12 protein-coding genes are annotated in these 12,384 nt (G+C 43.5%); 10 read left to right on the forward strand and 2 right to left on the reverse strand.

Annotation, left to right across the window (positions count from 1 at the left end; translation table 11 throughout):
• Positions 1-189: 189 nt before the first annotated feature.
• The 7 genes from FC33_RS01285 (at position 190) to smpB (ending at position 8,600) form a co-directional block, all read left to right on the forward strand.
• On the forward strand, positions 190-1,398 hold the full coding sequence (locus FC33_RS01285; protein ID WP_057826817.1) for a phosphoglycerate kinase: 1,209 nt from the start codon (positions 190-192) through the stop codon (positions 1,396-1,398).
• A gap of 63 nt (positions 1,399-1,461) precedes the next feature.
• Positions 1,462-2,217: a triose-phosphate isomerase gene (tpiA, locus tag FC33_RS01290; protein WP_057826910.1), complete on the forward strand. Its 756-nt coding sequence runs from the start codon at positions 1,462-1,464 to the stop codon at positions 2,215-2,217.
• Positions 2,218-2,320: 103 nt separating this feature from the next.
• Positions 2,321-3,646: a phosphopyruvate hydratase gene (gene eno, locus FC33_RS01295; protein WP_057826818.1), complete on the forward strand. Its 1,326-nt coding sequence runs from the start codon at positions 2,321-2,323 to the stop codon at positions 3,644-3,646.
• A 112-nt stretch (positions 3,647-3,758) separates the two neighbouring features.
• A complete protein-coding gene (locus tag FC33_RS01300) occupies positions 3,759-5,330 on the forward strand; it encodes a ClC family H(+)/Cl(-) exchange transporter (protein ID WP_057826819.1) in 1,572 nt (523 codons plus the stop codon).
• Between the two features lie 60 nt (positions 5,331-5,390).
• Positions 5,391-5,627 (forward strand): preprotein translocase subunit SecG, encoded by a 237-nt coding sequence (gene secG, locus FC33_RS01305; RefSeq protein WP_057826820.1) that lies wholly within the window; start codon positions 5,391-5,393, stop codon positions 5,625-5,627.
• 87 nt (positions 5,628-5,714) lie between these two features.
• Positions 5,715-8,105 carry a ribonuclease R gene (rnr, locus tag FC33_RS01310; RefSeq protein WP_057826821.1) on the forward strand — a complete coding sequence of 797 codons (2,391 nt, stop codon included), beginning with the start codon at positions 5,715-5,717 and terminating at the stop codon, positions 8,103-8,105.
• Between the two features lie 27 nt (positions 8,106-8,132).
• Positions 8,133-8,600, forward strand: a complete 468-nt coding sequence (gene smpB / locus FC33_RS01315) for an SsrA-binding protein SmpB (RefSeq protein WP_057826822.1) — start codon at positions 8,133-8,135, stop codon at positions 8,598-8,600.
• Positions 8,601-8,635: 35 nt separating this feature from the next.
• Here smpB and FC33_RS01320 read toward each other — a convergent pair whose 3' ends face one another.
• Complete coding sequence (locus FC33_RS01320) at positions 8,636-9,169, reverse strand: LURP-one-related/scramblase family protein (RefSeq protein ID WP_057826823.1); 534 nt, start codon at positions 9,167-9,169, stop codon at positions 8,636-8,638.
• 27 nt (positions 9,170-9,196) lie between these two features.
• Positions 9,197-10,063, reverse strand: a complete 867-nt coding sequence (locus FC33_RS01325; RefSeq protein WP_057826824.1) for a Cof-type HAD-IIB family hydrolase — start codon at positions 10,061-10,063, stop codon at positions 9,197-9,199.
• Between the two features lie 117 nt (positions 10,064-10,180).
• On the opposite strand from FC33_RS01325, the gene FC33_RS01330 reads away from it, so the two are divergent.
• Genes FC33_RS01330 through tsaE form a run of 3 tightly spaced genes read left to right on the forward strand, consistent with a single transcriptional unit; the run spans position 10,181 to position 12,358 of the window.
• Positions 10,181-10,876 (forward strand): uracil-DNA glycosylase, encoded by a 696-nt coding sequence (locus FC33_RS01330; RefSeq protein ID WP_057826825.1) that lies wholly within the window; start codon positions 10,181-10,183, stop codon positions 10,874-10,876.
• Between the two features lie 17 nt (positions 10,877-10,893).
• Positions 10,894-11,886, forward strand: a complete 993-nt coding sequence (gene pta, locus FC33_RS01335; RefSeq protein WP_057826826.1) for a phosphate acetyltransferase — start codon at positions 10,894-10,896, stop codon at positions 11,884-11,886.
• Positions 11,887-11,890: 4 nt separating this feature from the next.
• Entirely contained in the window at positions 11,891-12,358 is a 468-nt protein-coding gene (gene tsaE, locus FC33_RS01340) for a tRNA (adenosine(37)-N6)-threonylcarbamoyltransferase complex ATPase subunit type 1 TsaE (protein WP_057826827.1), read from the forward strand.
• Positions 12,359-12,384 lie beyond the last annotated feature (26 nt).

Below are 12,384 nucleotides of genomic sequence, written 5' to 3' on the forward strand. Positions count from 1 at the left end.
CACAGCTCAAATGATCCGTACATTAGAAAAATTCGCAAGCATGCTTAAATAATTAATTTAAGTGTGAAAATCGAAAGATTTTTATAGAGGCGGGTGGAGGTATAGCCTCTATCCGCCTTTATTTTATAGTGAAATTGGCTTCAAAAACCGATTTAACTACCAAATTTATATTTATGGAGGTTAGGCACTATGACTAAACTTATGGTATCTGATTTAAAAGATGACCTTAAAGGTAAAAAAGTTTTAGTTCGTGTTGACTTTAATGTTCCGATTAAAGACGGCGTTATTGGTGACGACAACCGGATGACAGCTGCTTTACCAACAATCAACTACATTATCGACAACGGTGGAAAGGCAATCTTGTTCTCACACCTTGGTCGTGTAAAGACTGAAGAAGACAAGAAGGCTTTGACATTGAAGCCAGTTGCTAAGCACTTAGCAGAACTATTGAACAAGCCAGTTACATTTGTTCCTGTAACTCGCGGTGCTCAATTAGAAGATGCAATCAACAACATGAAAGACGGCGACGTTTTACTTGTTGAAAATACACGTTTCGAAGACTTAGATGGTAAGAAAGAATCAGGCAACGATCCTGAATTAGGCAAGTACTGGGCATCACTTGGCGATGTTTACGTAAACGACGCCTTTGGTACAGCTCACCGTAAACACGCTTCAAACGTTGGGATTGCTTCAAACATGAAGGCTGCCGGCAAGAAAGCTGCTGCTGGTTTCTTACTTGAAAAGGAAATCAAGTTCTTAGGTAATGCTGTTGACAATCCAAAACACCCATTTGTTGCTATCTTAGGTGGTGCAAAGGTTTCAGATAAGATCGGTGTTATCAACCACTTGATCGACAAGGCTGACAAGATCATCGTTGGCGGTGGAATGGCATACACATTCTACGCAGCTAAGGGTATCAAGATCGGTAACTCATTAGTTGAAAAAGACAAGATCGAATTAGCTAAGGAAATCATGGAAAAAGCTGGCGACAAGTTAGTTCTTCCAATCGACAACGTATGTGCTGAAAAATTTGATAACGATGCTCCAAGCAAGGTTATCGAAGGCGATATTCCTGATGGTTACATGGCATTAGATATCGGACCAAAATCAGTTGAAGAATTCGAAAACGTTTTGAAAGACGCTAAGACAGTTGTATGGAATGGCCCAATGGGTGTATTCGAAATGCCTAACTTCGCAAAGGGTACACTTGAAATTGGTAAGTTCTTAGGTACATTGAAAGATGCTACAACAATTGTCGGTGGTGGTGACTCAACAGCTGCTGTTAAGAAGTTAGGTGTAGCTGACAAGTTAACTCACATCTCAACTGGTGGTGGCGCATCACTTGAATATCTTGAAGGTAAGACATTACCAGGTATTGCCGCTGTATCAGACAAATAATTAATTTGATTCAGATAGGGAGGGCAAACCTCCCTATTTTTATTGAAAGAAAGGATGAAGATTATGCGTACTCCAATTATTGCAGGTAACTGGAAATTAAACAAAAACCCACAAGAAACAACTGAATTTGTAAATGCTGTTAAGAATGAATTACCAAAGAACACGGATGTTGAAACATTGATCTGTGCTCCAGCAGTTGATTTACCAGCATTGATCGAAGCAGCTAAGGGTTCAGAATTACATGTTGGTGCTGAAAACTGCTACTTTGAAGACGAAGGTGCTTACACAGGTGAAACATCACCAAAAGTATTAAACGAAATGGGCATCGACTATGTCATCATCGGCCACTCAGAACGGCGCGGCTACTTCCACGAAACAGATAAAGACATCAACAAGAAGGCAAAGGCAATCTTTGCAAACAACATGAAGCCAATTCTTTGCTGCGGTGAATCACTTGAAACTCGTGAAGCTGGCAAAGCAGAAGAATTCGTTGAAGGCCAAATCAAGGCTGACTTAGAAGGTTTATCAGCAGACCAAGTTTCAAACATGGTAATTGCTTATGAACCAATCTGGGCAATCGGTACAGGTAAGACAGCTACAGCTGACCAAGCTGAAGAAATGTGCGCTGCAATCCGCAAGACAGTTGCTGACTTATACGATGAAACGGTTGCTGACAAAGTTCGCATCCAATACGGTGGTTCAGTAAAGCCTGCCAACGTTAAGGAAATCATGTCAAAGGAAAACATTGACGGTGGTTTAATCGGCGGTGCTGCTTTACAACCAGACTCATTCTTACAATTAGCTCACTACAAAGACTAATTTTTGAATGGATTTACGTTGAAAGTTTAAAGTAAAACCAGTAAAATAGTACATGAAGACAATTTCTAAGATTGTTTATCAAAGTTAAAGGAGATTATAACATATGTCTGCAATTACAGAAATTTATGCTCGCGAAGTCTTAGACTCACGTGGTAACCCAACAGTTGAAGCTGAAGTTTACACAGAAGCAGGTGCTTTTGGTCGTGGAATCGTTCCTTCAGGTGCTTCAACAGGTGAACACGAAGCTGTTGAATTACGTGATGGTGACAAGTCACGTTACATGGGCAAGGGTGTTTCAAAAGCCGTTGCTAACGTAAACGACGTTATCGCAAAAGAAATCGTTGGTTACGAAGTTACAGATCAAGTTGCTATCGATAAAGCAATGATCGCTTTAGACGGTACACCAAACAAAGGTAAGTTAGGTGCTAACGCAATCTTAGCTGTATCAATCGCTGTTGCACATGCTGCTGCAGATGAATTAGAAGTTCCTTTGTACAACTACATCGGCGGATTCAACGCTCACGTTATGCCAACACCAATGATGAACGTTATCAACGGTGGTGCTCACTCAACAAACAAGGTTGACTTCCAAGAATTCATGATCATGCCTGTAGGTGCTCCTTCAATGAAGGAAGCTGTTCGCATGGGTTCAGAAACATTCCACCACTTACAAGCAATCTTAAAGGATGCTGGCAAGGCAACTGCTGTTGGTGATGAAGGTGGCTTCGCTCCTGACTTTGCTAACAACGAAGAACCATTACAATACCTTGTACGTGCCATTGAAGATGCCGGCTATAAGCCAGGCAAGGACGTTGCAATTGCAATGGACGTTGCTGCATCAGAATTATGGGATGACGAAAAGAAAGTTTACAAGTTACGTTGGTCAACAGGTGAAGAATTCACAACACCAGAATTCATCAAGTACATCGAAAACTTAGTAGACAAGTACCCAATCGTATCTGTTGAAGACCCAATCGACGAAAACAACTGGGATGACTGGGCAACAATCACAAGCGAACTTGGTAAGAAAGTTCAATTGGTTGGTGACGACTTCTTCGTTACAAACACAGAATACTTACGTAAGGGTATCAAGATGGGTTGCGCAAACTCAATCTTAATCAAGGTTAACCAAATCGGTACATTGACAGAAACAATGGAAGCTATCGAAATGGCTAAGGAAGCTGGTTACACAGCTATCGTTTCACACCGTTCAGGTGAAACAGAAGATACAACAATCGCTGACTTGGTTGTTGCTACAAACGCAGGTCAAATCAAGACTGGTTCAATGAGCCGGACAGATCGGATCGCTAAGTACAACCAATTAATGCGGATCGAAGATCAATTAACAAGCAACGTTGCAGAATACAAGGGTATCCACTCATTCTACAACTTGAGCGAACAAGCTCGTCAAGACATTATGAACAAATAATGCTTGATTTCAAGCTTGAAGAGGAAGACCGAATTTCGGTTTTCCTCTTTTTTTTAGTTGCGGATAATGTTATATTTTTCTAAGTAACACTTTTACGTGAAGAGGGATTATCGTGTCAAAAAATAAAGATCAACGGATTGATTTAACCCGCTTCAAGTTTATTGTTAAAGGCCTTGGCGTGGGATTGATCGTTGGGTTTGTCGTAAGCTTGTTTCGGTTTTTCATTGAGATTGGATTGCATTATGCTTTAATTGCTTATCATTATATGCGAAGTCACCCAATATACATTATTCCGTGGGCTTTATTGATGCTTGTGATCGCATTGATCAACGCACGGTTGATTAAAAAGGATCCGGATATTATGGGATCTGGGATTCCACAAGTTGAAGGACAGTTAGCCGGTGAAATGGAAATGAACTGGTGGAGCGTTCTTTGGCGGAAATGGGTCGGCGGCGTTCTCGCAATCGCTTCTGGGTTATTTCTTGGACGGGAAGGTCCTTCAATTCAACTCGGCGCTGCGGTTGGTCAAGGTTTTGCTGAAAAGACGAACCACAAAGGCGTTGGCCGGCGCGTTTTGATTGCTGGTGGCGCGGCTGCTGGTCTTTCAGCAGCCTTCAACGCCCCGATTGCTTCGTCGTTGTTTGTTCTGGAAGAAGTTTACCATAACTTTTCGCCGTTGATTTGGACGACGGCATTGAGTTCAGCGATTGCATCCGATTTTATTTCAATGAATTTCTTTGGCTTGACGCCGGTTTTGCATTTGCACTACTTTGAATCATTCCCAATCAAATACTATTTCTTGTTGATTTTCTTAGGAATTTTCTTGGGCTTTTTGGGAAAGCTTTATTCATACATGACATTGAATATTGATAAGGTGTATGCCAAAATCAAATGGCTGCCGCGGAATTGGGATTCTGTTGTCCCGCTGTTGATGGTTATTCCGCTGGGGTTAATTTGGCCGCAGGTTCTTGGAGGCGGGAATTCGGTTGTTTTAGGGATCAGTCATTTTTGGTCAAGCATTGCGATTTTAATTGCACTGTTTGCGGTTCGGTTGATTTTCTCAACGATTTCATACGGTTCCGGCCTTCCTGGTGGAATTTTCCTGCCGATTTTAACCCTTGGGGCCATTGTGGGGGCGCTTTTTGGAAAAGTATGCGTCGCAATGGGCTTAATGCCGGAAAAATTAGTGATCAACTGTGTGATCTATTCAATGGCAGGCTACTTTGCCTGCATCGGGAAAGCGCCGTTTACGGCGATTCTGTTGATTACTGAAATGGTTGGCTCATTAAGCCACTTAATGCCGTTAGCGGTTGTTTCATTGATTGCTTACACCGTTACAGATATTATGCGGGAACGGCCAATTTACGAAGCAATGCTGGATGCTTTGCTTCCAGAAAAGGAAGAAGAAGCCGAAACGTCAACTTTCCAAGACCGAATCGAAATTCCAGTATTTGCCGGTTCGTTCTTGCAGGATAAATCAGTGCGTGATTTCCAATGGCCGAAGGAATGCTTATTGATGGCAATTCGGCGGGGCGAACGCGAATTGATCCCGCATGGTGATACGGTCATTCGAAGCGGCGATACGTTGATCATTTTGACCTCGCATGAAAACCGGGCATGGATCCGCCATCGAATCGATCAGCTTGCCCAGGCGGTCCATGAAAAGAAACAGTTGGCAAAATAATTCAATAAATGATAAAATATAAATTGGTTTTATAACGGAAGAGTGAGGAGGATAAGTGAATTGTATAATACGCTCTTAACGTTACTTGTAATTATCGCGGTCTTAATTATTATTTCAGTAATGATGCAACCCGCAAAGACTGATAATGCTTCAACTGCTTTATCAGGTGGTGCAGCTGATCTTTTCAGTAAGCAAAAGCCAAGAGGATTTGAAGCCTTTATGCAGAAGGTAACTGTTGTTTTAGGTATTTTATTCTTTGCGATTGCTTTAGGCTTAGTATATATTTCTTCACATTAGTCAAAAAGAAGGTGGGCTGTGACGTTTGTCGCGGCCCTTTTTTACATAAAAAAGCAAATAGTTAATCTTTAATAAACGAGGAAACGAATGGAAAAACAAGAAATCATTAATGCATTGTATAAAAAGTTTAATGAAGAATCCGACCGGCACTTCACGGTGCAGGAATTGGCAGATTATCTTGACATGAACCATGGAGCCCAATTTAAATTCGTTGTTCAAGCATTGACGCAAATGGAACATGACGATCAACTTGGGTTCGACGATGATAACCGGTTCTATTTGAAAAAGCCAATGCCGCATTATGAAGGGGTCTTTCACGCTAACGACCGTGGTTTTGGGTTTGTAACGATCGATCCGGACGAACCGGATTTCTTCATTAACCCGTTAAACACTTTGTCAGCCTTGAACGGTGATGAAGTTGAAATTGAAATGGTTACGCCGGGCGATCCCGAACATGAAGTCCGCCCGGAAGGAAAAGTCGTTGCAGTCAAAGACCATGCTTTAACGCAGGTTGTTGGCGAATTCCGCAGCGATGAAGACCAAAACTTACCGCAAGGAATTTTAGGAACAATTCATTTAACCGATAAGAAAATGACGAACCTGCAAGTCTTTGTTGAAGATAAAGGCTTGCATCCGGTCCCAGGCCAAGTTGTGCTGGCTGATATTACGGCTTACCCAAGTACGGCCCTTCCAGGAATGTTAAAGGTTGTTCCAATTAAGGTAATTGGGAACGTTAACGATCCCGGGGTCGACATTTTACAGGTTGTTTATAAGCATGACATTCCAACTGAATTCCCAGATGATGTGCTTGAAGAAATCAGCCATATTCCAGATTATGTTACGGAAGAAGAAAAAGAAGGCCGCGTTGATTTAACTGATCAAAAGCTGGTCACGATCGATAGTATCGAATCAAAGGACCTTGATGATGCGGTCAATGCGTGGAAGCTTCCAAACGGCAACTTCCACTTAGGGGTTCACATTGCCGACGTTTCGCACTACGTTACTCCCGGCAGTCCGCTTGATAAGGAAGCATATGAACGCGGAACGTCAGTTTACTTGACTGACCGGGTAATTCCAATGCTGCCGCACAAGCTGTCAAACGGAATTTGTTCGCTTAATCCGCACGTTGAACGGTTGGCGATGACGTGTGAAATGGAAATTAATCCGGAAGGGAAAGTCGTTAACCACAAGATTTTCCCAAGTGTGATCAAGTCAACGGAACGGATGACGTACGTTGCGGTCAACAAGATTCTGGAAGCCCACGATGAACAAACCATGGAACGTTACAAGGAATTAGTTCCAATGTTTGAAGACATGGCTGAATTGCATAAGATTTTGCTGAAGATGCGGAAACGGCGCGGCGCAATTGAATTTGAAGATGATGAAGCTAAGATCATTTTGGATGATGACGGTCACCCAATCGACATTCAATTGCGGAACCGGGGAACCAGTGAACGGATGGTTGAATCGTTTATGTTAGCTGCTAACGAAACGGTGGCAGCGCACTATAACAATCTTAACGTTCCGTTTGTGTACCGGATCCATGAAAAGCCGAAGGAAGAAAAAATCACGGCATTCTTTGAATTCTTATCAGCTTTAGGCGTTGAAGTGACGGGAACGAAAAAGGACATTCAACCGAAGATGCTGCAGGGAATCTTGAAGAAGGTTGCCGGTAAGCCTGAAGAAGCGATGGTTTCAACCATGCTTTTGCGGTCAATGCAACAGGCGAAGTATGATGATCATCCAATCGGCCACTTTGGCTTAGCCGCAAGCGACTACACGCACTTTACTTCACCAATTCGGCGGTACCCAGACTTGACCGTGCACCGCTTGATTCGCTACTATGCGGAAAACGGAACAAGTGAAGCTGCCCAAGCCAAATATAAGGATAAACTGCCTGAATTAACGAAGCACAGTTCAGAAATGGAACGGCGGGCAATTGATGCTGAACGGGAAACGGATGATTTGAAGAAGGCTGAATACATGGCTGATCACATCGGTGAAGAATTCGATGCGGTTGTCAGCTCAGTAACGAAGTTTGGAATGTTTATTGCCTTACCGAATACCGTTGAAGGATTGATTCACATCAGCGAAATGAAGGACGACTACTATGTTTACGTTGAAAAACAAATGGCATTGGTTGGTCGGCGCTACAAGCGGACATATCGGATCGGACAACCGTTACGCGTGAAGTTGATGGACGTTAACGTCGAATTGCACGAAGTCAACTTTAAGCTGCTTAACCCGAAGGATGCACCGAAGACGGATTTATTGGACGGGGTTGATTTGCCTGAACTGAAAAAGCCGTTCAGCCGCAACCGACGGGATGGTAAAGGTAAGAATGACCACCGTAATAACGGCAACCGAAATGACCGCCACAAGGATAACCGCAAGAACGGCTATCGCGGCAACCGGAACAATCATCGGCGCCGGAATAATCAGCACAAACGCAATCAGGACAATCGATACCGCCATTAATTTATTGATGTGAAAGGGTGGTTAGCGATGAAAAAACCAAAAACAAAGGATGCACCGTTAGCTCAAAATAAAAAAGCGCGGCATGACTACCAGATTCTGGAAACGATTGAAGCCGGACTGGTGTTGACCGGAACGGAAATCAAATCAGTGCGGGAGCGGCGCATTAACCTGAAAGACGGTTTTGCCCAAATTCATAACGGCGAAGCATGGTTAATGAACGTTCATATTTCTGAGTATACGCAAGGGAACCGGTTCAATCACGATCCGTTGCGGGCCCGGAAATTGCTTTTGCACAAAAAAGAAATCCAAAAGTTAACGGGGCAAACAAGTGAAAAGGGAATCACGATCGTTCCGTTGAAGGTTTATTTGAAGCATGGTTTTGCAAAGGTTCTTTTAGGAATTGCCAAAGGGAAGCATGATTATGATAAACGCGAAACGATCAAGAAGCGTGATCAGGAACGTGAAATTCGCCGAACACTGAAAAATTATCGATAAGAAAAACGCTGTGACGAAAAGGTCACAGCGTTTTTTTATGCTAATTCATTTTGATGATTTTGCCGAAACAACTTTGTTAGATCTGGATTCAACAGTTGTTCATCAAGCAAGGCCCAATAATTTAACAGGGCGATGATTCCGCAAACGATCGGTTCGTCTGCTTGGCGGTTAACCTTGATTTCAAGCAGTTTCGGAACCGTTGGTGTAATTTGCGTTTTCATTACCGGACGATGAAGTTCAAATGCACGGTATTTTAATTGCCGTTGATTTCCCCAGATCAGCCAGTGAAGTTTTTTAAGATACAGTGGATGATCATAATTATTGAGAACGCGCCTGAAAGTGCTGATTTGATGATGATCGCAAGTGATCTCAAAACGTTGGATCTTGCCGGCTGTCAGTTGATTGATTGCAAGCAGTTCATCGCCGTAAAGGGAATTGACAGTGATTTTGTCTAACTGGTTTCCCCACCGGCCATTGACGAGATATTTAACCTGATGATTACAGTTGCGAACGATCAGCGCAGAATCATTGCGCCGAAGAGTTTCGTAATTAATATAAAGTGATCGCATTTTCACCACCAAACTTCTAAAGCATCTTTATTTCCGATTTAATTCTGTCAGGATGGCTTTACCGACCCCATCGTTGACGTTTGATTCAGCCAAATGGTTGGCGATGGCTTTGACTTCGTCAGTCCCGTTGGCCATGGCATAACTGACACCGGCAACTTTCAGCATTGAAACGTCGTTGTTGTTATCCCCGATCGCCATCACGTTATCCATCGGAATGTTTAAGGAATCTGCATATCGTTGAAGGGCAATTCCTTTCTGCGCATTCACGTGGTTGATCTCAATGTTGCGTTCGCCGGATGAAGTAACAACTAATTCTGGGTTAGCGTCAAATTCGGCGCGTAATGGGTCAAGAACTTTGGGACCGTCTTGACTGAATGCCACGATTTTATAAATCGGATTATGGGGATCTTCCAAAATGTCATTATAGTCTTTTACGTATTGGATATTAACTAATTCCATTCGGGCCGAAGCTAAGCTGACCGCCAGTTTAAACGGGGTATCCGGTTGGATGGATGCAAGCAGTTCAGCAAAGTTTTCGATCCGTTTGGACTTGTCGTCTGAGCATACTCCGTTTTTCGTAACGACTTCAAAGTAAAGACCGGCACGTTTTAACCGGGCCATGATCTGTCGGGCAATTGACGGCGGAACCGGCGTTGAAACAACGGTCTTTCCGTTTTCGTCAAGCACTAAACCGCCGTTGATCGAGATCATCGGACACTTGATGCCGAACTTATCAAGCAAAGGCTTGACTTCGTACCAGCAACGCCCTGATGAAACGATAAAGTGAACGCCCTTTTTCTGGGCTTCCTTGATCGCGTCAGCGTTAAATTTTGAGATTGTCATTTCGCCGTTCAGTAATGTCCCGTCCATGTCGGATGCAATGATTTGAATCATAAAATATACCTTCCTTTGTTTGATTACCAATATTTTAACATATTGCAAATGGCAAAATGAATATTTTATTTTTAGCATGATTTTAAATATGGTAAAATGGCGGAAGAGGTGACGATGATGAAAACGTTGATTCATAATGACTGGCAGCAGGTTTTAGAACCGGAATTTGAAAAGCCGTATTACCAGCAATTACATAACTTTTTGAAAAGCGAATATCAACACTATCAGATCCATCCAGATATGTACCACATTTTTCAGGCATTTGAATGGACGCCCTTTTCAAAGGTCAAAGTTGTAATTTTGGGACAGGATCCGTATCACGAACCGCATCAGGCTCATGGGTTAAGCTTTTCGGTTTTGCCGGGAGTTCCCGTTCCGCCATCACTGCAAAATATCTATAAGGAACTTCAAAGTGATCTTGGCATTAAGCCGGTCAATCACGGGTACTTAAAGAAGTGGGCGCAGCAAGGAGTCCTGTTGTTGAACTCCGTGTTAACGGTGCGGAATGGTCAGGCGTTTTCACATCGCGGCAAAGGCTGGGAACAGTTGACTGACGTTGCGATTCAAAAGTTATCGGAACGTCCGCAACCAGTTGTCTTTATTTTATGGGGCAAAGCAGCCCAATCAAAAGAGAAATTTATCGATCAATCACGCAACATCATCATCAAGTCAGCGCATCCAAGTCCGCTTTCAGCTAACCGCGGCTTTTTCGGCTCGCGGCCGTTTTCAAAAGCCAATGCGGCGCTGGAAGCAATGGGCGAGCAGCCGATTGATTGGCAGCTTCCCGAACACGTTGATGAATCTGAGATGTAGTATAGGAGGAAAGTTGAATGGATTTAATTGAAAACTTAAAGCAAAAGATCAAGGGCAAAGGCATCAAAGTTGTTTTTCCGGAAGGCAGCGACGAACGAATCGTGAAGGCGGCTTGCCGGTTAGCTCAAGACGGCTTGGCCGACCCAATCATTTTAGGAACGGAAGCGGAAGTTAATGCCGTGCTGAATGCTAGCCAAATTACGTTGCCATCCAATGCTGAAGTCATTGATCCCAAGACGTATCCGGATGACCAATTTGATGAAATGTTAAATGCCTTCGTTGAACGGCGGAAAGGTAAGAATACGCCTGACGAAGGCCGTGAATGGTTGCGCAACGTTAATAACTACTTCGGAATCATGTTAGTTTACATGCACAAAGCGGACTGCATGGTTTCAGGGGCAATCAGCCCAACCGGCGATACGGTGCGGCCAGCGCTTCAAATCATTAAAACGAAGCCGGGCGTTTCCCGGACAAGCGGTTCATTTATTATGACCCGCAACGACGGCAAGGAAACGTACGTCTTTGCCGACTGTGCGATCAACATTAACCCGTCAGCGGAAGAATTAGCTGAAATTGCCGTTGAAAGTATTAAGACGGCCCGGTTATTTGACATTGATCCGAAGGTTGCCATGTTGAGCTTCTCAACGAAGGGTTCCGCCCACTCAATGGAAGTTGCGAAGGTAATGGAAGCAACGCAAATTGCCCAAAAGAAAGCTCCGAATGAAATGATCGACGGCGAATTGCAATTTGATGCCGCCTTGATTCCAAGTGTTGGCGCAAGCAAAGCACCGGGTTCAGAAGTTGCAGGGCAAGCCAATGTCTTTGTTTTCCCTGACTTGCAATCTGGAAATATCGGCTACAAGATTGCCCAACGGTTAGGCAACTTCACGGCGATCGGCCCGATCTTGCAAGGCTTGAATCAACCTGTTTCAGACTTATCTCGGGGCGCTTCGGAAGATGACGCATACCAAGTGGGAATTATTACCGCAGCTCAAACTTTAATGGAGTAAGAAAATGTTAAAAATCAAAGTTGAATCAGCAGAACAAACGCAAGCAATTGCGAAGAAAATGGGACCATTGTTGCAGGCCCGCGATATTCTTTTGCTTGACGGTGATTTGGGAGCCGGCAAGACGACCTTCACCAAAGGCCTTGCAGAAGGACTCGGAATTCACCGCAACATTAAGAGCCCAACATTTACGATCATTCGCGAGTATCAACAAGGACGCTTGCCGTTGTATCACATGGACGTTTACCGGCTTGAAGAAACTGGCGGCGATGACCTTGGCCTTGAAGAATATTTTGAAGGCGATGGGGTTTCGGTTGTTGAATGGTCACAATTTGTCGGCGATGAAATTCCGGCTGACAAATTGATCGTTCATTTGAAAAAAGATGATGACAATGACGATGTTCGCTACCTTGAATTTGAACCGCACGGAAAGCGGTATGAAGAATTGGTGAACGAGTTAGAAAAGCAATTATAGAAAAAAGAGCTGTGACGAAAGTCACA

The organism is Ligilactobacillus aviarius subsp. aviarius DSM 20655, assembly GCF_001436315.1.
GTDB lineage: Bacteria > Bacillota > Bacilli > Lactobacillales > Lactobacillaceae > Ligilactobacillus > Ligilactobacillus aviarius.

What these genes read in the sequence shown, in the direction of transcription:
- FC33_RS01285 (WP_057826817.1), top strand. Translation starts at nt 190, where the DNA reads ATGACTAAACTTATGGTATCTGATTTAAAAGATGACCTTAAAGGTAAA.
- tpiA (WP_057826910.1), top strand. Translation starts at nt 1,462, where the DNA reads ATGCGTACTCCAATTATTGCAGGTAACTGGAAATTAAACAAAAACCCA.
- eno (WP_057826818.1), top strand. Translation starts at nt 2,321, where the DNA reads ATGTCTGCAATTACAGAAATTTATGCTCGCGAAGTCTTAGACTCACGT.
- rnr (WP_057826821.1), top strand. Translation starts at nt 5,715, where the DNA reads ATGGAAAAACAAGAAATCATTAATGCATTGTATAAAAAGTTTAATGAA.
- smpB (WP_057826822.1), top strand. Translation starts at nt 8,133, where the DNA reads ATGAAAAAACCAAAAACAAAGGATGCACCGTTAGCTCAAAATAAAAAA.
- FC33_RS01320 (WP_057826823.1), bottom strand. Translation starts at nt 9,169, where the DNA reads ATGCGATCACTTTATATTAATTACGAAACTCTTCGGCGCAATGATTCT.
- FC33_RS01325 (WP_057826824.1), bottom strand. Translation starts at nt 10,063, where the DNA reads ATGATTCAAATCATTGCATCCGACATGGACGGGACATTACTGAACGGC.
- FC33_RS01330 (WP_057826825.1), top strand. Translation starts at nt 10,181, where the DNA reads ATGAAAACGTTGATTCATAATGACTGGCAGCAGGTTTTAGAACCGGAA.
- pta (WP_057826826.1), top strand. Translation starts at nt 10,894, where the DNA reads ATGGATTTAATTGAAAACTTAAAGCAAAAGATCAAGGGCAAAGGCATC.
- tsaE (WP_057826827.1), top strand. Translation starts at nt 11,891, where the DNA reads ATGTTAAAAATCAAAGTTGAATCAGCAGAACAAACGCAAGCAATTGCG.